General features: G+C 28.8%; 19 protein-coding genes and 2 pseudogenes. 4 read left to right on the top strand and 17 right to left on the bottom strand.

From position 1 onward, the window contains the following. Window positions 1–444: 444 nt before the first annotated feature. Both B5E92_RS02530 and B5E92_RS02525 read right to left on the bottom strand, forming a co-directional pair. Window positions 445–1,212, bottom strand: a complete 768-nt coding sequence (locus B5E92_RS02530) for an EFR1 family ferrodoxin (protein ID WP_087298888.1) — start codon at window positions 1,210–1,212, stop codon at window positions 445–447. Window positions 1,213–1,240: 28 nt separating this feature from the next. Further along, window positions 1,241–1,555 (bottom strand): hypothetical protein, encoded by a 315-nt coding sequence (locus tag B5E92_RS02525; RefSeq protein ID WP_087298886.1) that lies wholly within the window; start codon window positions 1,553–1,555, stop codon window positions 1,241–1,243. A gap of 50 nt (window positions 1,556–1,605) precedes the next feature. Here B5E92_RS02525 and B5E92_RS16000 point away from each other — a divergent pair. Together B5E92_RS16000 and B5E92_RS02515 are read left to right on the top strand one after the other, a co-directional pair. Then, window positions 1,606–1,749, top strand: a pseudogene (locus tag B5E92_RS16000) (MurR/RpiR family transcriptional regulator); the annotation flags it as partial. A gap of 87 nt (window positions 1,750–1,836) precedes the next feature. Continuing rightward, window positions 1,837–2,430 carry a MurR/RpiR family transcriptional regulator gene (locus tag B5E92_RS02515; protein ID WP_087298884.1) on the top strand — a complete coding sequence of 198 codons (594 nt, stop codon included), beginning with the start codon at window positions 1,837–1,839 and terminating at the stop codon, window positions 2,428–2,430. Between the two features lie 14 nt (window positions 2,431–2,444). On the opposite strand, the gene B5E92_RS02510 is transcribed toward B5E92_RS02515, so the two are convergent. From B5E92_RS02510 to B5E92_RS02485, 6 genes are all read right to left on the bottom strand, one after another. Continuing rightward, window positions 2,445–3,122, bottom strand: coding sequence for a hypothetical protein (locus B5E92_RS02510; protein ID WP_087298882.1), 678 nt, complete (start codon window positions 3,120–3,122; stop codon window positions 2,445–2,447). Window positions 3,123–3,143: 21 nt separating this feature from the next. Beyond that, window positions 3,144–6,368, bottom strand: a complete 3,225-nt coding sequence (locus B5E92_RS02505; protein ID WP_087298880.1) for a DEAD/DEAH box helicase — start codon at window positions 6,366–6,368, stop codon at window positions 3,144–3,146. A gap of 102 nt (window positions 6,369–6,470) precedes the next feature. Beyond that, on the bottom strand, window positions 6,471–7,196 hold the full coding sequence (locus B5E92_RS02500; protein ID WP_087298878.1) for a Tim44-like domain-containing protein: 726 nt from the start codon (window positions 7,194–7,196) through the stop codon (window positions 6,471–6,473). A gap of 177 nt (window positions 7,197–7,373) precedes the next feature. After that, window positions 7,374–7,895, bottom strand: a complete 522-nt coding sequence (locus tag B5E92_RS02495; RefSeq protein WP_087298876.1) for a hypothetical protein — start codon at window positions 7,893–7,895, stop codon at window positions 7,374–7,376. Between the two features lie 239 nt (window positions 7,896–8,134). After that, on the bottom strand, window positions 8,135–8,713 hold the full coding sequence (locus tag B5E92_RS02490; RefSeq protein WP_087298874.1) for an HAD domain-containing protein: 579 nt from the start codon (window positions 8,711–8,713) through the stop codon (window positions 8,135–8,137). Between the two features lie 2 nt (window positions 8,714–8,715). Further along, window positions 8,716–10,044 (bottom strand): MATE family efflux transporter, encoded by a 1,329-nt coding sequence (locus B5E92_RS02485; RefSeq protein WP_087298872.1) that lies wholly within the window; start codon window positions 10,042–10,044, stop codon window positions 8,716–8,718. A 188-nt stretch (window positions 10,045–10,232) separates the two neighbouring features. Between B5E92_RS02485 and B5E92_RS02480 the strand changes: the two genes are divergently transcribed. Further along, window positions 10,233–10,967, top strand: coding sequence for an HAD-IIB family hydrolase (locus B5E92_RS02480; protein WP_087298870.1), 735 nt, complete (start codon window positions 10,233–10,235; stop codon window positions 10,965–10,967). 10 nt (window positions 10,968–10,977) lie between these two features. Here B5E92_RS02480 and B5E92_RS02475 read toward each other — a convergent pair whose 3' ends face one another. Next, complete coding sequence (locus B5E92_RS02475; protein WP_087298868.1) at window positions 10,978–12,156, bottom strand: PucR family transcriptional regulator; 1,179 nt, start codon at window positions 12,154–12,156, stop codon at window positions 10,978–10,980. Between the two features lie 158 nt (window positions 12,157–12,314). Here B5E92_RS02475 and B5E92_RS15895 point away from each other — a divergent pair, with 158 nt between their 5' ends. Then, complete coding sequence (locus B5E92_RS15895; protein ID WP_255376183.1) at window positions 12,315–12,446, top strand: hypothetical protein; 132 nt, start codon at window positions 12,315–12,317, stop codon at window positions 12,444–12,446. A gap of 48 nt (window positions 12,447–12,494) precedes the next feature. Here B5E92_RS15895 and rho read toward each other — a convergent pair whose 3' ends face one another. The 8 genes and pseudogenes from rho to B5E92_RS15890 form a co-directional block, all read right to left on the bottom strand. Beyond that, a complete protein-coding gene (gene rho, locus B5E92_RS02470) occupies window positions 12,495–13,721 on the bottom strand; it encodes a transcription termination factor Rho (RefSeq protein ID WP_087298866.1) in 1,227 nt (408 codons plus the stop codon). A gap of 335 nt (window positions 13,722–14,056) precedes the next feature. After that, entirely contained in the window at window positions 14,057–18,169 is a 4,113-nt protein-coding gene (locus B5E92_RS02465) for a chitobiase/beta-hexosaminidase C-terminal domain-containing protein (RefSeq protein ID WP_087298864.1), read from the bottom strand. Between the two features lie 154 nt (window positions 18,170–18,323). Continuing rightward, entirely contained in the window at window positions 18,324–19,025 is a 702-nt protein-coding gene (locus B5E92_RS02460) for a GntR family transcriptional regulator (protein ID WP_087298862.1), read from the bottom strand. A gap of 121 nt (window positions 19,026–19,146) precedes the next feature. Beyond that, window positions 19,147–19,386 (bottom strand): TIGR04076 family protein, encoded by a 240-nt coding sequence (locus B5E92_RS02455; protein ID WP_239404291.1) that lies wholly within the window; start codon window positions 19,384–19,386, stop codon window positions 19,147–19,149. Window positions 19,387–19,737: 351 nt separating this feature from the next. Then, a complete protein-coding gene (locus B5E92_RS15460; protein WP_158095180.1) occupies window positions 19,738–19,893 on the bottom strand; it encodes a hypothetical protein in 156 nt (51 codons plus the stop codon). Window positions 19,894–19,954: 61 nt separating this feature from the next. Beyond that, entirely contained in the window at window positions 19,955–20,236 is a 282-nt protein-coding gene (locus B5E92_RS02450) for a PTS sugar transporter subunit IIB (RefSeq protein ID WP_087298860.1), read from the bottom strand. Window positions 20,237–20,390: 154 nt separating this feature from the next. After that, entirely contained in the window at window positions 20,391–20,975 is a 585-nt protein-coding gene (locus B5E92_RS02445; RefSeq protein WP_343215440.1) for an SIS domain-containing protein, read from the bottom strand. A 51-nt stretch (window positions 20,976–21,026) separates the two neighbouring features. Beyond that, window positions 21,027–21,179, bottom strand: a pseudogene (locus tag B5E92_RS15890) (MurR/RpiR family transcriptional regulator); the annotation flags it as partial. Between the last annotated feature and the right edge of the window lie 25 nt (window positions 21,180–21,204).

Here is a 21,204-nt window from a genome sequence, read left to right as displayed (position 1 = left end):
GCTTTTAAAATTCTCCTTTCGTTTGGATATAGAAAAAGCCGTCCATTTCTGAACGGCTGGAAATAGAAAAGGAACGTCAATATCGGCGTTCCATAATCTACTTGCGATATTCAATTTTTAGTTTATCAATACTGATGTGCTGTACCATATCTTTGCAAATCTGGGATTTCTAACATATCAAGGCTCATTCAATGGTAGTAAAATCGTAGTAATTTGAAGTATTTAAACCCTTGAAAATGCTGATAGATACAGTGTTTTAGCGGACAATCAGATTTTTAGTTGTTTTTTTATAATAAAACTTCGTTGAATCTATCAGTTATTTTTACATTTTATTACAAGATTATGATACCATTAAATGATTCAAGATAAAATAACTATAATTTAAATATACTTACTTTTATAAAAAATCTCATTTTTAAATTAATTAAAAATGAGGTGACTGAATTAATCGGTTTTCTTTTGGGCAATAATATCTTGCAAAGTAACATCAGGATGATGATACTTAAAGCGCCGTTCAATATCTTTTTCTTTACTCATATAAATTGCTTCTTTGGGACACCAGTGAAAACAAGCTAAACAAGTAATACAATTATCACCAATTATTGCATGGTTGTTTTCTACTTTAATATTATCCATTGGACAAACACGCGTACAAATACCACAACCTATACATTTATCATCAGCTTTTATACCACGCATATTATATGCTTTTAAACCAACTACTGATGGTTCAACGCTAGCTAATTTTGAAAAATCTTCTTTTTCTTGATTAACAATTTTACTAATCAATCCTTGAATATTCTTTCTTTGATTATGTAATGCTTCATTCATTTCTTCTTTAGTACTTAAATAACTATTACCAGGCATTGAAACACCAACATTTAATGATAAAGCCGCCTTTCTTGTTTTTAATAAATCATCTAAGCGTTTGCCAATATCGCCAGGATGACCTCGATATGTCGCCACCAAAAATACATATGGATTATTATTAAAATTCATTTTTTCAATCACTTGGCGAACTAAGTATGGCATATCTCCATAATAAATTGGAAAAATAAAACCAATCTGTTGATAATCAACATTAATTTGATCTTTATTTTTTAATGAAGCAAAAGATATAATATCACAATCATTTGGTAATTCTTCTGCTAATATTTTCGCTGTTGTAAGACAATTACCAGTTGCCGAAAAATAATATAATCCAGTTTTCATAAATAGCTGCCTCCTTATTTTAATTTTATTATATCTTACTTTCTTGCAAATGATTATAGATATTTTGATAAAGTGCTATAAAACGACCAATAAAAATCGCTGAAACAACGGTTCCAATTCCAATTCCTAAAATATATCCTTTAGTAACCAAACAAATAACTACTGTTAACACAATAAAAACTAAATCAGCGATATTTTTAACAAAACCAAAATCTTTATTTGTCACTTTGCCAATTGTATGTACTAAACCATCAGCCGGATTTAACACAATATCACCAAGTACCATTAAAAAAGCGCCTAATGCTGTTAACACTATCGCAATTATTAAAATAACAATTTGCATATAAAAAGCAGTTGGTTCATAACTAAAAAAAGATCATAAAAATCTATTAAATAATCAAAAATTTTATTTTAGAAAATAAAGAACAATTAAAAAATCTAACCCTTAAACAAATTGCTGCTAAAATTTATGTTTCCCCAGCAGCATTAGTTGTATTCGCTAAAAAACTAGGTTATTCAGGCTGGAATCAATTTAAAGAAGATTTTATTTTAGAATTACAATATTTAAATAGCCATTTTCAACAAATCGATGCTAATATTCCTTTTAATAGCCAGGATAATATCATGAAAATTGCCAATAAAATTGGTACTTTACAAAAAGAAACAATCGAAGATACCCTTACTTTATTAGATCATGACAGTTTACAACAAGCGCTGACATTAATAAAAAACTGTTCTGCTATTTATCTTTTTGGTACTAGTATGTCTTATATTGCCGCTCAAGAGTTTTCATATGCTATGAAACGTTTAGGCATGCCAGTTGAATTTTGTCTTGATCCAATTGAACAAGTTTTTCAAACCCATACTTTACCTAGCGATACTTTAGCAATCATTATTTCCTATACTAGCGAAACTGCTCCAATAGTTAATGCTTGTCAGATTCTGCAAAAACGTAAAATTGCAACGATTACAATAACCAGTATCGGCGATAATACGATCAATAAATATAGTGATGTTAGTTTATATTTATGTACTAGAGAAAATGTTCATAGTAAAATCAGTTCATTTTCAAGTCGCCAAAGCATTCATACTATATTAGATATTTTATATAGCTGTTATTTTGCATTTAATTACCAAAATAATTATCAAAAAACAATTACTATGAACAAAACAATTGAATTGAAACGTTATTCATCAAATACTAAAATCAACCAATAAAAAACCAGGTTTCATTATGATTCCTGGTTATAATAATTATCAAATTTATTTTCAAAGTCATAGCCATAATAAAGATACTGACCATCTTCATCATCTCTTAAAAACCAAATATACTCATTATCAACATTGCCATAATGTGAATACTCATAATTAGATGGAAATGTATAAACTTTCGCTAAATTTTCATAAACATCTTGATCAAATTCCAATAATAAATCATGAACTTTAGGACTGATTTTTTCAACAGCATCACTAATGTCTTTTTCTGATAATTCATTAGTAGTGATATCATATCGATAAAACTCAAAATCACGTTCAATCACATTTGAATCAGGATATTCATTATACCCTAATGTAATAGATGTATAATCATATTGAAAATTTAAAACAATAATATAATTTTCATCGCCTTCCCAATACATCTCGACATCTTTTAATGTCCCTACTAATTTATCATCATCATAAATATTGTAACTGTGACAAATAGTATCATCATTTTCTACATCAGTCTGATCTTCTTCTTTTTCATCATCACTAATTGCCTGTTTAGTATTATCTTCAAGACGCAAATCCTGGTTTTCTATTAGATAACAGTAATAATCAAAATTATTGTTTATTTTATTTTCACTACTACAACCTGTATTTATTAATAATGTTAGTAATAGTATACTACTACTAAATACTTTGTTCATATTCTTTCCCTTCAGTCCTAATTAAATTGAAAATAAATTAATTATTTCTTCAGTCGACATACTTGTGATATTACCTTCATTATTTTCTACAAAAGTATCGGCTAAATTTTTCTTTTTGTTTTGTAATTCCAAAATCTTTTCTTCTACACTATTTTTCATGACCAGTTTATAAACAGTCACAACATTTTTTTGACCAATACGATAAGCTCGGTCAGTAGCCTGATTTTGTGCTGACATATTCCACCATGGATCAAAGTGAATAACTGCTTCGGCTGCGGTTAAATTTAAGCCGGTACCACCTGCTTTTAATGATATTAAAAAGACTGTAGTATCGTCATTTTGAAATTGCTCAACTAACTGATGGCGTTTTTCTTTAGATGTTGCCCCTGTTAATTTATAATAGCTAATCTGCTGTTTTTCTAATTCGTCACTAATTAAATCCAGCATCGATGTAAAAGATGAAAATAATAGCACTTTTTGATTATTTCCCTGGAAATTTCTTATTAATTCTAGACATCCCTCTAATTTAGAAGAAATATGTAAAATATTATCGTACAACAACCGTGGTTCACAGCATATTTGACGCAAACGGGTCAACATCGCTAGAACGACTATTCGGTCAACCTTTTCATAATGCATTTTTTCTTGTAATTCTTTATTTACCTGCATTAAATTAGCTAAATATAATTTACTTTCTTCTTCACTAAATTCCAGTAACATTGTTTTTTCAATTTTATCTGGTAATTCTTTTAAAACATCTCGTTTATTTCTTCTTAAAATAAATGGACTAATTAATTTTTTTAATTCTAACTGTTTATCTTCATCTTGATTTTTTACAATCGGCGTTTCATAAGTACCTTGAAAATAATGATAGTTAAATAAATAATCCGGCATCAAAAAGTCAAAAATCGACCATAATTCTGCTAATGAATTTTCTATTGGTGTTCCGGTTAAAGCGAAACGATGTTTAGAATTTAACGATTTAACTGCACTAGCATTTTTAGTTTTAGGATTTTTAATATACTGGGCTTCATCTAAAATAACAAATTCAAATTCATAATCTTCATATAATTTATAATCACGACGCATATAATCATAAGTAGTAATTAAAACATCAGCTTCATCAAAAGCACTAATTGCCTTCTTTCGTTTCGTTAAATTGCCATGAACACACTTGCACTTTAAGTTAGGCGAAAAGCGACAGATTTCATCATGCCAGTTCAACAATAACGATGAAGGACAAACTACTAAACTTGTTTTATTAACATCACGACATTCATCTAATAAAGCGATAATCTGTAAAGTTTTACCAAGTCCCATATCATCAGCTAAAACTCCCCCAAAACCGTAACTTGTAATCAACCTTAACCACTGGTAACCAAATTTCTGGTAATCACGCAAGATTTTTTGATAATGATTAGATAAAGCAAAGGTTTGTTTTTTGGTATTTTTAAAATTATCAATTACATTTTTAAAAACATCACTACGATTAAAAACTAAATGATTACTATTATCAGCTTTATTATCAATGCTAAAAGCACGATAAACATTCATATCTAAATGGCCATCTTCTATCATATTAGCACTTAAATGATAGTCATTCATTAAATTATCTAATTCTTCTAATTCATCTGATTCTAAATATAACAATTTCCCACTTTTTAAACGATGAAATTTCTTCTTGCGCCGATAAGCATTTAAAACATCAGTTAGTTCCTGACTTGGAATATCGATACTATCAATATCAATTGCTAGTAAATCATTTTCAATACTTACCCCAACAGTAATTGAAAACTGTGATTTTTGACCAATCTTTCTTAAAGCATCACTAACCATAATTTCACAATAGTTAGCTAAAAAAGGTAATCCCTGGTTTAAAAATTGATAAGTTTTTTCATTATCTAAATTTAGATAAACACAATGTTCATTATAATCAATAACATCACTCATTTCTTTTAAATAATTTTCAATCAAATCAAAATCCATTGATGTATTAAAACCATCATGGTCAAAGCTATAAAAAATCTGATTATTTTGTTTACATTCTAAATAAAATTTGACTTGTTCATACTCATCAATATCACCATATAGTGTTAATACTTCAGCTTCAGTTTTCGAATCACTAAAGTTCACACCATTTATATCAAAATATTTTTTAATATCATTAAAAAGATATTTATTAAAATCATTTAGATCTTTTTTAGAAAGTAACAATTCATCTTTATTTAAACAGTTTTTTATAAACTGTAAAGCTTTACCATCATTATCTAATTTTATTAATTCAATAGTATTATCTTCGATCAAATAAATATCTTTTTTACCACAAATACCATTAAAATCTTCTAACTCTATTTGATAATAATCATCTTGTTCTATTATATTAAGTGCAATTAACCGATCAATTTCATAAAAGTTTAAATGAAAATTAGTATTTTCAAGCTGGCTTAATGTTTCGTAAATATAATCAATATTAGTAGAATCTATTTCTATTTCATTTTTAAAACCACCAAAGTAGGGATAAAATTCATAATATTTTTGGTTATTTAAACAATATTTCATTAACTCTATAATTTTTAAAGCATCTTCACTAAATGCATTTAGGGTATGAACAAATTCTAATTGTTTTCCATATTTGACTAGTTTATTATCTTCTATTGCCTCAATAAACTTAGTGATATTTTTGATTGCATATTTCTTTTCATTGCCAACTCTAAATTTTAAAGCATAATAATCAGAAGTAATAATTTGAACTTCGATGTCTTTTTTGGATTGACTAATTAAACTAAATTGATTAATTTTATCTTCTTTATAATTATTAATCAAATTTCTAGTTAATGATAACTCACTGTTGATTCTAGCTTGTTTTTGTTTTTCCTGAAATAGCATCAATTGTTGTAAAAATGCATTTTCATCATTGGTCTTTTCTTCAAAAATAAACGGAAAATAATCGGGTGACAATTCTTGAACTTTAAATAGCACCGCTGCAATATGACCGCAAGCTGATATATCATCACACCAGAAACAATCACATTGATAATCAATAATTTTATTATTTTCATCAACTGTTATTTGACAATCATTTTGATAACTATCATTATCAACAACGCCTTTAATTAAATAATGATTGTTTCGATCGGCAGTTATTTTGATTTTTTTTACATATCCACTCTGCCAGTAATTACGGCCAATATTTAAATTACGAGTATCACTAACAATGGATTTTAACTCTTTATCGGTTACTAGCATGTTTTTCTCCTTTATTAAACAAAATATTTGATTCTTAGTTTAATAATTTTACCATTTTAATTTGATTTTTGCCATTAATATTTAAAAGCTATTAATTCATTTCTATTTTTCAAATTCATCTTGTTGTAAAATCTGATCTAAATAAATATTATTTTCATTTCTAATAAATTTCCAATACTCAACAAAAACATCATTATTACTTTCAATAATCTGATTTTCCTGATCAAGCATCTTATCATTCATTTTACCTTCTATATAAACCCAAAAGTAATCCTCATTATTATCAGTACTATCATAAAGATTGACCACATCATGTTTTAATAACTTAATATTGCTTAATACATTTCTCTGACCTTGAAATTGTTGCCAATTAAGTTTAATTTGCCAGCTTTCATATAAGGATGGACTTAAATATTGCTTTAAAACTTCTAGATTTTGATTTGACCATGCTTCCTGAATTGCATAATAGCATTTTTCAACCTGTTGTTTTATTCTCTTTTCATTCCAAAAAATATCTTGATCATCTAATATATCTAAAGTCTCACTAACTTCACGATGCATTATTATAGCTCTTTGTCTTCTTTTGTAAACTGTAAACCCAGCTATTGAGACCATTACTAAACTAAAACCAGCCATACTAGCTAATCGTTCAATCGGACTTTGGTTATAGGTACTTCGACCTCTTGTTGTATGGGATGATCTACCTGTTCCACCGCCAGAACTACCTCCAGAGCCACCACTTGAGCCACCTCCAGCTCGTGCTAAAACTGGTACTGGGGTAAATATTAATAAAACTAATAAAATTATTATAATTACTTTTTTCTTCATATAATCACCACATTTATTTTACTATAATCTTTATCATTATTAAATAAAAAAGGTAGTGTTACCTACCTTGATGTAGCCAAATAACTATTTTGGGCTGATTGGGTATAATAATTGGTATCATTATCTGGCTACAAAATGATTATACAAGTTGAAGTTACCTTTAAGGCAAGAACTTTTTTAATATATCGAAGTCAACCAGCCATCAATAAACTGATTCATTGTTTCTAAATTATTAACATCTTCACTAGTTAACCCTAGTCCTGGTAAGATATTTGCGTTATTAATATACGTACTAGCCTGACTTTCTAATAAACTAATTTCATCACTTCCGACAAACAACAATGATACATCTTTATTTTTAAAATCAAATGATTTTAAAGTCTCTTGGATTGTATTGTCAATATTATTATTTAAAACTACTATTGTAATAATTATTAAATCATAATCATTTATATCAAGATTATTAATTTCACTTATCAAATGATGATCACTAAGTATTTTTTCATTAATAGTTGTTGCTAGTAACTTGGCTGTATCATTATTATCTTCTTGTAAAATTAATATCTGACGATCAAAAGCAGAATCTTCATTTTCGGTTTTTTCTACGACTTCTTTTTGATTATCTTGATTATCGTTATTAATATTTATAACTACTCCTACTAATAATAGTAAAATAAGAATTCCTATTAGCTTTTTCATTTTTCTTCCTCCTATTTTTACTATATTGGTTAAACCATAGTTTAGAGCAAGAAATTTTAATATTTTACAAAATTACCCATTTTAATATAAAAAAGAAGGAAGTATTACTTCCTTGAAAATCTATATCTAATGGTAAAGCACCAAAATGACAGATTGGTATTTTTATAAGAAAGGAAAAGCATTACATTTTAGCTATTTTACTACACAGCCATACTATACAACTTAAAGTAAACTTTAAGTCAAGAAATTATTTTTAAAGCCTCAAAATAATTACTTTGGCTAAAATAGAAATCATCTTTTTGATCAACAAATGTCCTAACAAAATGATCAGGAAAAAAGTTTGAAAGATCAATATCATCTATTATTACAAATTGACTCACTTCATGACTATTTAAATACTCATTAATCTCCAGCACTCTATTTCTAATAAAAATGCCATATTTTTCAATCTCTTTATATTTAGCAACAATTTTTTCATCAAACTGCTGATAATCCATTGTCATTTCTAATAAATATTTATCTAATCCATGAATCTTAAATAATCTTTTCAAATAATCAAAACCTAAATAACGCCAATTTGAAGTTATAACAATCTTCGCTTTACTTTCATCTAGTAACTTTTTTAAATTACCAATTGCTTCTTGATGCCAATCTAAATAAACCGCTGCAATATTATAGCCATCATCATCTAGATAACTGTTATCATTTAGCTTTTTAGCGACCTCTTTTTTTACTGCTTGTAAATTACAATCAAATCTTTTTAAATTAGTAAAAGGCTGTAATACACCATCAATATCTAAAAATACTATTCGATTCATGATTAAACTAACTGCCTATTCATCCATTTACCACTAAAATAACGCCAAATAAAGAAGATGCAGCGAACTATCCAGTCAACAAACATCGCTAACCAGACCCCAATTAAACCTAATCCTAAATGTTGTCCTAAAACATAGCTTAAACAAAATCTAAAAATCCACATTGAAGATGCTGAAACAATCATTGTAAACTTAGCATCATTACTAGCCCGTAAAGCATTAGGGAAAGTAAATGAGGCTGGCCAGATCGTTGCAGCAAAGAAACCATGTAAAAAAATACATTGATAAGCAAGATCGATCGTTTGTTCAGACAAAGAATATAATTTTAAAATTGTCGGTGTCGCTAATAATACTAAAATTACAGCAGAAATAGTCACTAAATAAGTGATTTTTAATAATTTTTTGATATAATACTTAGCCTGTTTATAATCATTAGCACCGACACACTGTCCTACTACAGTAACCATCGCTAATGACATCGCCATTCCAGGAATAATTTGCATTTGTGCTAAATTATTAGAAACGGCATTAGCAGCAATTGCATAAGTTCCAAATGTTGCTACTAAACTTTGAACTAATATTTTACCAAATTGGAACATCCCGTTTTCTAAACCAGATGGAATCCCAATAGTTAAGATTTTCTTGATATAAACTAAATCGAACTTCCAATGACGATAATCATCGACATAAAGATTATTATCTTTATTTGTAAGACATTTCAAAATTACAATACAACAGACCATTCTAGCGATCAATGTCGCTAACCCAGAACCTAAAACTCCTAATTTTAAGCCAAAGATGAAAATTGTATTAAAGATAATATTGATAACATTCATGATTGCACTAGTAATCATTGAAATCTTAGAATTACCAATTGCTCTAAATAAAGCGGCCCCAGAATTATATAAAGCAATAAATGGATATGATAGTGCTGAAACTAGAAAGAAAGTTTCGGCATTATTCATAACGCCACTATCTACATTACCAAAAGCCAAATGTAATATTGAAGTATTAAACAACAATATTACCCCCATAATGATCAAGGATAAAATTGCTGTTATTAATAATAACTGTTTAGCTGAAAAACGCGCTTTTTCAAGTGAACCTTGCCCAATAAACTGTGCCGCAACTACAGCACCCCCAGTACCTAAAGCGGCAAAGACATTAATTAATAAAACATTGATTGAATCAACTAGTGAAACTGCAGAAACAGCTGCTTCCCCAACACTAGAGACCATGATCGTATCACAAAAGCCAACTAGAATTACTAATAATTGTTCAATCACTAGTGGTATGATCAGCTTTTTTAATGCCTGATTTGAAAACATCATCTTTATAACCCCCTTTGAATAAATATTATACGCTTAGTCAAGGACATTAAAATGATTTTTCATTTTTAGAAACTAATTGATTAACCAAATCTTTACATTTCTTTATCATAAATATCTTCTTAATTATTTTTAATTATTTTAAAATAAAATATGTTATAATCTTGATGAATATTTTATAGAGGTGACTTATGATTATATTAGCTAGTGATTTAGATGGTACTTTGTTATTCAATGATGTACCAGGACAAGTAAAAAAGGAAGATATTGAGGCAATTAAAAAGTTTCAAAATAATGGTAATCTATTTGGTGTCTGTACTGGTCGACCAATTGGAGATGTAAAAATTGATGCTATTGATATTGATTTTTATGTTGTTAGTAGTGGAGCTGTAGTTTTAGATAAAAACCGCCAGGTAATTAGCGAAGAACTAATTGATGAAGATATTGTTTTTGCAATCTACAACAAATATATTGATCAAGTTTATGTTTGTGTTCATGGTGATGGAAAATTATATAATACTAAAGATGGTCGTTTTAATTTGAATACGACTCGTATTGATGCTGTTGAACAGTTAAAGGGACATCATCTTTATGGTTTATCTATTGATGCTTTAGATGAAAAACGAGCTAAAGAAATTACTGATGAAATAAATGAACAATTTGGTAACTATGTTGATGCATATCAAAATATTGATTGTGTTGATATCGCTAAAAAAGGTTGTTCAAAAGGATCTGGTTTAAAGATCATAAAAGAAAAAATGAATCTTAATGAAATTTGTGGTATTGGTGATTCTTTTAATGATTTACCAATGTTAAAATATGTTGATAAAGCTTTTACATTTAATTCTTCTAATCAACAAGTTAAAGATCACGCTGATTATTTAGTTGATAGCCTTAATGAAGCGATTAATTTATTAATGAAATAGACCATCAAAATTATGATGATCTATTTTTTTTAGCATTCATTATTTTTTTAATATAAAACGCCAATAAATATTCCATTTTTTCATCAATACTTTCAAATTCACAATTAAGCAATTCCTTAATTTTATTCATACGATAATTGATTGTATTACGATGCATGTATAGGTTTTTAGCCATTGCCTGCATTGAACCATCATAAACCAGATAATAATACAGTGTTTTTTCTAACTCGCTATGATGCTTTTGATCATAATTGATCAATGGCTGTAATAAACGATAATACATACTAATCAAAATTTGTTTATCTTCGATTGAAAATAAAATCTGATAAACACCCATTTCTTCAAAATTAATAATTGGATAATCAAATTTCATAGCCATATTAACTGCTGCCAATGCTCTTTTATAACTTAAAATAAGCTGGCTCAAATCACTCATCTGACTACCAATTCCTACATATAAAGAGTTAGTTAACATTCTTTTTTTAGAACGTTTATACATTTTATCAATTACCTTTTCTAATATCGTTTCTTCTAAGTTATTAACAATCAATACAAAATGACTATCAAACCAGAAAAAAGTATAGGGACTATCGATTTTTTCTAAACACAGTTGTAATTGAAAACTAATTCTTCTTCGTTCAATGGCATCAAACTGATCTGAATTTTCAATTGCAATTAATACAACCTGGAATAGTCCATCTACATCAAAAGATCCCATTAATGACTGTCTAATCTCTTCAACTAAATGGGGTTCGACAAATAGTTTTTGAAACATAATAGAAATCTGCTGATCTTCACGTTCTGAATGTAAACAGCGCATACTTAAATCTTTAATCAAATCAGCCATCGACACTTCCCAAGGCATTACTAATAAAGGGAAATCCTGTTCATTACAATAATCGATTATATCTTGAGGAACTTCAAAAATATATTTACCAGTATTAATAATCAAACCAACAATGTGATATTTAACTAATGATTTAACAAAATCAAATAAAGTATCATGAGTTTGAAATCCCATACCAGTAGTAACTGCTAATTCTTTTCCCCATAATTGTTTAATAATTGTAGTATCTTCAATCATGTGGACCCAGCTAATTGCATTACTGCAACCATTTTTACCAGCTAATAACTCTAAATGATATATATCTTGTGTTTGTACCAGTGCATCTTCAATTGTAAATCCCATAGTATCACCCCTTTATTTCTCTTTGTGCATATTGCACAATTTTGCTTCTTATTTTCATTAGATTTGTCCCTACTAATCTACAAACATTGATATATAATAATATTGTATTAAAAATAAAACATTTAATCATTGTTATCATTTCTAGGAGGGACCATTTTATGAACTTATATTATGAATATTATGCTGCAACAAAAAATTATAATTCTTATCCTGCATGGGTAAAAAGCGAAGGTTATTTCAATTGTGAACATTTTTCAAGAATCATCAGTTTATTTAGAAACAGATTTTAAGCAACACCAATAATAATTAGACAAGCACATCACGTGCTTGTCTTTATTTTAAAATTTCTTTTTCTTTATTATCATTTCAACTAATTCATCATTATTCTTAGTTTTTTCAAACATATATAATAAAGAATCTGCAGCCTGTTCGGCCCTTAAATCATTAAATCCTCTTCGAATTATTGTCATTGCCTCTTGTTCTTTAGAACTTAACAATAAATCATCTCGTCTTGTTCCCGATTTTAAAATATCAATAGCTGGGAAAATTCGTCTTTCTTGCAATTGACGACTTAAAACAACTTCCATATTTCCAGTACCCTTGAACTCTTCGTAAACAACATCATCCATTTTACTTCCCGTATCTACTAATGCTGTTGCTAAGATTGTTAAACTACCACTTTCTCGAGTATTTCTAGCAGCCCCAAAAAAGCGTTTTGGCATATATAATGAAGCTGGATCTAGACCACCCGATAAAGTACGGCCTGATGGAGTACATGTTAAATTATAAGCCCGAACCAAACGAGTAATACTATCTAAAAGAATCATTACATCTTTACCATGTTCTACTAAACGTTTAGCGCGTTCAATTGTCATTTCAGACACTTTTTTATGACGTTCAGACATTTCATCAAAAGTTGAATAGATGACTTCAACATTTTCACCTTGAATTGCTTCTTTTATATCTGTTACTTCTTCTGGTCGTTCATCAATCAATAAAATCAATAAATGCATATCAGGATAGCTTTCATGAATTGATAAAGCAATATTTTTTAACAACGTAGTTTTACCAGCTTTTGGTGGTGAAACAATAATTCCTCTTTGCCCTTTACCTATTGGAGATAATAAATCAATAATTCGCATTGATATACTATTATTTGCTTGATCCAATTTTAATCGTTTATCAGGGAAAATAGGTGTCAGTTTTTCAAAATTTTGTCTACTTCTAGCTGCGCTAGGATCTTCTCCATTTATTAAAGTAGTATACATTAAAGCTTTATATTTTTCAGTCGCTTTTGGTTGTCTAATATAACCTGTAATAAAATCCCCTGTCTTTAAATTAAAACGATGAATTTGAGTTTGAGAAACATATACATCATCACGACTCGCTAAATAATTAGAGTTTCTAATAAAACCATAGCCATCAGGTAGTGTTTCAAGAATTCCAGTTACAATTTCACCTTTACTAACTGAACTTTCAATTTCTTCACGTTTTTCTTTAGGTGTTCTTTCATCTAAAAAAATACTGTCACTTGTTTTCATTAAAATATTCCTTTCATTATTCATACTTTTATAAGTAAGTTACAGCTTTAGGTAAATCTTTCTACAACAAAAAACCTTAATGACATTTATTTATAAATATCAATAAGTACGATAAATATTAAGATAATAATTTTAATTGATTGATAAAATTTAAGAATTGTAGAAATTGAGGTATGATATTAATTTATAATTTTATATTTATTACCTAAAGAAACTTTTTGCTTACTTGTTGACGAAATAATTATAGTTTATAGATAGAATATTTGTCAAATTAAACTAGAAAAATTAGATAATTCAATATAATTTTTTCTACAATGTAAAAGAGCTATGATTAATTAGTATTCATAGCTCCTTTATGATTAAAACTTATATTTCTTTTTTAAACAGAAGATACCTAGCATTGACAAACTTGACAATAATACCATTGGTACTAGATTTAAATCATCTCCCGTTTTTGCTGCTTGACTAGATGACAACGAAACTCCCTGATCAGTATCAGAAGTATTATTTTGATTATTTGAAGGAATTTGTATTGGTTGATCAGTATTATTACTATCTCCTGAATCTACTGGTTGATTTGGATCTTCAGGTATCTCGGTGTTTTCTAATACTTCGATCGTATAATTAGCTTCGCTAGTATTACCCGCTTGATCACTAGCAACAATCTTAACACTATATACTCCAGCTTTATCAGCATTAAAATCACTGGTAATTGAAAGTGCATCATTTTTTATAACACCATCATGATCATCTTTGACAAATAAATTAATGATAGTTTGAATATCATTATTTGTGCCAATTTGAACTTTAGCATCATTTCCTTCAATTACTGGTGCTGTTTCATCAGCTGTTGTTTCTTTCATATATTTCGATAATTTATCGGCATATTTATCGTTTCGAGTAAAATTGAATGATGACCATTTAGCTTTGATTGTTTCAAAACTATCATTATAAATATCAACTTTTGTACTTGAATTATCTGGCATAGTATACATACCCCAGCTACTATTATCACCAGATACTTTATAAGTCCAGCTAGTATATGACCAACCTTGTTCATTAAAGATTTCTAATCCATAATCCCAGCTTACTTCATTTGAGAAGAATGTAAATTCCCCAACAAAAACTGGTACATTATAATTAGTATCTTCTAAATATTTTACTTTACTTTCAATAAATGCTTTCTGTCCATCTGCATTCTTTTCAACATCCCATCCATAGAAATGATATTGATAAACTACATTTTCCCAACCATACAATTCTGGATTTGGTAAATGAGTTGGTTCCCAAATTGCCTGCATTTGAATAATATGATCTTGATCGATTGCTCTAACCGCATTATAAAGACGGTCATAAACTTCAAATTGTTCGGTACCTACAGCACCACCAGGTTCATTTAATAAATCATAACCAGCAACCCAAGCGTTATCTTTATATCTTTTAGCAATTGCTTCCCATAGTTTGATAGTTTTAGTAATATTCTCTTCGTTACCAAAGAAATTACCAACATCAGGATTAGAAGTATCTCCTGAGTGATCTTTACCATTTTGAGAACCAAAAGCTCCATGCATATCAATTAAAGTATAAATATTATATTTAGCAGCATTTTCAATAAACCAGTCTAAACGATCAAATGCTGTTTCTTTTAAAGAACCATCTTCATCACACATTTCAAAATAAGTTATCGGTAATCTTAAACAATTTACGCCTTCTTCTTTTAAGATTGCAAAATCATCTTCAGTAAACCAATTATCTTGATAAATATTAATTAATTCCCAGGCTTTTTCTTCACCAAAACGCTCGCTGAGAACGGCCAAAGTAGTTTTTTGATCCGGAGAATTAACTGGACATTGCCAATTTTCCATTACCAGCCAGCCACCAATATTAGTTCCTTTTAATTGCACCACTTCTCCAGCACCATAATTATTTCTAATTACTTTACCATCCGTTTTCAAAAATACTGATTGTTCATCGGTAATAGTGATTTCACTAACAGCAATATCACTAACTTTACCGTTTTTAATAGTTACTGCTTTAATTACCGTATCTTTAGTTACATAGAAAGCATCAGTAAATTGGAAACTATTTTCATCAGGATTGGTTCCATCTAGCGTATAATAAATTTCACCACCATCAGTAGCTGTTGTCATCGAAACTAATTGTCTTTGTCCAAATTTACCACTGTCAGGTGTAATTTCCGGTTTAACAACATCTTCAATTGGATTAATTACATATTCATGGGTAGCAACTTCACTTAAGCTATCACTGTTTTTATAAGTAGCGGCGACTTTAAACACTGTGTTTTCACTAACTAATAATGGTTGTGTATAATGCGTAGATTCAATCGTTGGATTACTTCCATCAGTTGTATAATAAATTTCTACTTGATCAGTATCCGGAACTCTAAATTCTACTACTACTGAACCATCATAGGTTCCCGCTGCTTTATCAGCGGCAACTTTGTTAGGTGCGATTACATAATCAAGCGTTGTAATGTCACTTTGTTTACCATCACGAATGGCAACTGCTTTAATTGTCATCGTTTTATCAATCGTTATATATCCTTGGGCTACATTAGAATCAACAGTTGGATCACTTCCATCAGTTGTATAGTAAATCGTCGCATCAGGATCTGATAATAATTCCACTGCAGAAGCACTATTAAATAACAATTGATCAGTACTTGGATATACTTGTTGTGGTGCTGTTGGGAATTTGTATTCAAAAGTCATCACATTTCCAAGCTGGTTACCATCATAAGAAACAGCTTTAATTACTGTTGTTTGTTTAACGGTAATTGCTTCTGTATACTTAGCACTTGATAAAGTTGGTGATGAACCATCAAGGGTATAGTAAATATCTAAACCATCAGCCTGTAAAGCAACACTCATTTCTTTAGAATATTTTCCTGAAACTTTGCTGGCAACAACATCATTAATGATATTACTATCTTGATAGTAATCTAATGTTACTACTTCACTATATTCACCATTATCATAACTTACAGCTTTGATTGTTGCAGTATCATTTAACGTAATCTTACCATCATATTTAGTACTATTAACTGTTGGTTGACTACCATCTAATGTATAATACATTGATGCATTCATATCATTAGTTAAACTTACCTCAATTGAATCCTTAAAAATATATCCAGATTCAATATTAGCTTTTGGTTGACTAGGAGCTATATCTGGAACTCCAGTTGATAAATAATTATCAAAATATAAATCATCAATATAATAAGTTCCTGCATTCCATTGTCCCATTCGAACACCAGTTACTTTTGTCTTATCAATACCACTAATATCTGATAATTTAATATAATATTGACTCCAATTATTTTTAGAAGTTGATGGTGACCGCCAGTCATAACTCGATTCATTACCATCAGCGTCAATCAAAGATAACTGCATAGTATTGCTTCCTTGAGTATCTTTAATATGAAAGATAAAGTATTTTAAATCAGTGACATTAACTGGATGGTTAAAATCAATTTTAACATTCCCATCTGTCTTAGAGGTTCCATTGCTTACTTCTTTGACATATTTTAAACTTTGCTTACCATTATGCTTTTCATCACTTACAAGTTGACAAGATGCATTGCTGGCAGCAACTGCATTAATACCGTCTTCAAAAGTTTGGACAACTACCGGAGTATAATTTGAATTATCACTATGATCAATTTTATAATCAAATTCATACACATCACTAATATTACCATTTTGATATGCGATTGCTTTAATTAGCATATCATCATCGACTTCAATTGCCTCTCGATATGATGTACTTTGATTAGTAGGCTGGCTACCATCAGTTGTATAATAAATTGTCTGGCCGGCCTGAGCACTTAAACTTACCTCAAAAGTGTCATTGTAAGTCCCTGAAGGCATGCTGGCACTAACTGCTAAATCTTTAGCCGTAATATCACTAAATTGAATATCATCAATTAAATATGTCCCTGCATTCCATTCGCCAACATAAATACCAGTAATTTGTGTTAAATCTAAAGCACTAAAGAGATCAAGACTGATTGATACCTGAGTCCACTTTCCAGCTGTTACATTTCCAGTCCATTCTCCTTCAATACTTTGACCTTGACTATCAATTAAAGATAAACGAACACTGTTTGCTCCAGCATCTTTTACCCATAGAGTAACATACTTATAAGAAGATACATCTACTGGTTGTTCTTTCTTGACGATCATACTGCGATAAGTTAAGCTAGGCCAATCACTGCTGGTTACTTCAAGACTGGCAACCTTATTACCACTACCAGTAGCTGATCCAGCGACAATCCCAACCTTAGCATCATTTGTTGCATGAATATTGCTATCTGCATCTTCAAAATTTTCAAACATCAAAGGTTCCCTTGGTTCACTTTCTAAAGCAAAAACATTTACCGGACCACTACCAAAGAGCATCGCTATTAATACAATTACTTTTAATATTTTTCCTACTATTTTTTTCATTTTAACCTCCCATTCATTAGAATTATTTAAATTTATTGGTATCAACATATAACATTATAATTGATTTTTTAGAATTGTAAAGCGTTTTCATAAAATTTATACCTATAAATTTTATTTATTAGAAAAAATAAAAGATGTCAAGCGACTTGACACCTTAACGTATTGAAGCAGCATAAAAGTTTGCATACTTATAATTATATATTACTTGTGAAACATTAAATAATAAACCATTATCTAAATATACTGTATCTGATATAACTAAACCGGGATCACCAGGATTTAGATCCAACAAATCGGCTTGTTGCTCATCTAGTTTTATAGCACAAATATGTTTATCGGCAAAACCAAATTTTAGTTTTAAATCGTTTTGTAAATAACTATAAATTGATTTTTCAGCAATTTCTTTACCTAAATATGGAACTATTTTTTTATTATAGTAGCTTAATTCTAAAGCAAATTTTTTATCATCAATAATTCTTAATCGTTTACAAAAATAAATCAAATCACCAATTTCACATAACATTTTTTTAGCTAACTGTTCATCAGCCGATAATAATTCAACCGCTATAACTTGATTAGAAAAAGCACTATTAGGAAAATCATGGGTTAAACCATTAGTCCCAGTAATTGGTATACTATTATCGTTATTTCTTTGACGAATATAAAAACCACTTCCCTGTCTTGAATAAATGATTCCTTGGCTAGTAAGCATCTTTAAAGCTGAACGAATTGTATTACGAGATACTTGATAATATTCAATCATTTCATCTTCCGTTGGTAATTTAAAAGTATTTTCAAATTCTTTTTGTTTAATTCTTGCAATTATATCATTTGCAACTGTCTCATATTTTGCCATCAATATCCCCACTTTCTTATTCAAGAATATCATACCAAAATCAAGATGGCAAATATTTATAGGAATAAATTAAATTTATTATTAACTTTAATACTAAAAATCTCTATTACCATCTTTTATCTTATTCATCAACTCGTTCTATTTTAAAAATCACTGGTCGTGTACCATCATTACAACAAGCAATCATCTCATTTTCTTCTTTCATCCAGCCTTCCATGATTGAACCACCCTGTAATCCAGCATAAATATAACGACTTACACAATCCCAGGCCTCAGAACAAAATTTACCATCTAACATATGCCAAAAATCATCTTTACCATTACCTTTTTCAATAATAAATTCTTGACCAACTTCAAACATCGGACAAGGTCCCGATTAGGATCAGCACAATATTTTTCCAGTAATTCAGGATAACATTTTTTATCAATAACTATAACTTTTACTTTTGCCATTTTCATTTTCTCCTTTATAACTCTTCACCATTTGATTTAATTACTTTTTGATATCAATAAAAACTCTTTTCAAAATTCCTTTCCCACTTCAATTATATCAATTACTCTTAGTCCATTTGTTAGTGTTTTTTATGATACCTTATAAAAAATAATCTTCCAATACTTAACATAACAATCAATCTAACATTCAAATTTATTGATTATATACAATAATATTTCAAAATAATTAGTTATTAGTTCTAGTTCAATTATTCTACACTTAAGTTCCATTTTTGTCATTAAAGTAATATCTTCTTGGTAATGGCAATGAAAACAAAGCCATCAAAAATACCCTTATAAAAAAAGCAACTAGTTGTTGATAATCGTCTATCAGCTTCATTGTAAGCTCATTTAAATGATAAACAATCAAAATCATTAACTAAAACTCAGAGTTACTTGTCTGCTTTTCCATAAAAATCATTATATAATTTTAATGCCTAGTCTAAAACATTAGCACCATTCATAGTTCCATAATCACGCATATCTACTACATCAAAAGGAACTTTTCCAGTACAAATCTGTTCAACATTTTTTAAAACATAACGAACTTGTGGTCCTAAAAGCAAGACATCAAAAGAACCCATGCGATCTTCAATCCCTTTTTCAGGACCTGCATCGATTGATACCTCTATCCCTCGCTTATCAGCCTCAGCTTTCATTTTATTCATTAATAAACTTGTAGACATTCCACCTGCACACGCTAATAAAATTCTGATCATTTTCTTTTCCTCCTTATTTTTCTAAATAAAATATATGATTTTTTGTTGATTTTATCAATATTATCGTTATCAATAGGAACACTGTAACTTTATTTAATCACTATTAACAAATATTTAAGTTACACGGTAACAAAAAATAGGAATGCAAATATTCCTATAACTTTTTTAAAAAAATCTGATCATAAAGACTCTTAATTTTCTTACTTTTATCAAAATTTCGAGCAACTAATATACTATAGATTAAATCAAAAATATATTTACACGCTGTAAAATAAACAAGTTCTCCAATTCGATCCATCTTTTTATCAAAAGGAGTATGAATCGTATAACTACAATAATCAGATAACTTATTATTACGATTACTAGTAATAGCAACAGTAGTAATCCTTCTACGCTTCAAAGTTAAAGCCATCTCTAATAAATATGTATTTAAAGAAAACTTACTAAGAATAATTACTAAATGATCATTAGAAACACTAAAAGTAAAATTTAATTGTTTATCAGTTTCATGATAGACAGTCACAATTTTACCTACATTACTAAAACAATGAGCAGTATACTTAGCAATCATTGTATTAGTATCATTAGCAATTATATCTAAATAATTGGTTGTTTCTAATAATTCAATTATTTTATTTAACGTTGTAATTGAAAGCATCTCTTTCATTTGCTTAATAACATCAATTTCTAATTGAGCGGTTTTATTAATTAATGAGATATTATCTTCACCTAAGTTTATAGAATAATTATTAATACTAAGATTTTTTAAAACATTACCAATATTATATTTAAATTCATTATAGTTACTATAACCTAATTTTTTTATAAAACGAATAATTGAAGTAGCACTAGTATAGGTTCTTTTAGCAAATTCACGTGACGATAACTTAGGTATTTCTTCACTGTGTTCAATCATATATGTAGCAATAATAATTTCATTTTCACTTAAATCAAAATTTTCTTATAGT

The organism is Erysipelatoclostridium sp. An15 (genome assembly GCF_002160675.1).
In the GTDB taxonomy this organism is placed as follows: domain Bacteria; phylum Bacillota_I; class Bacilli_A; order Erysipelotrichales; family Coprobacillaceae; genus Thomasclavelia; species Thomasclavelia merdavium.
Note: the sequence above shows the minus strand (reverse complement) of the source record. Positions and strands in the feature narration are given on the sequence as shown.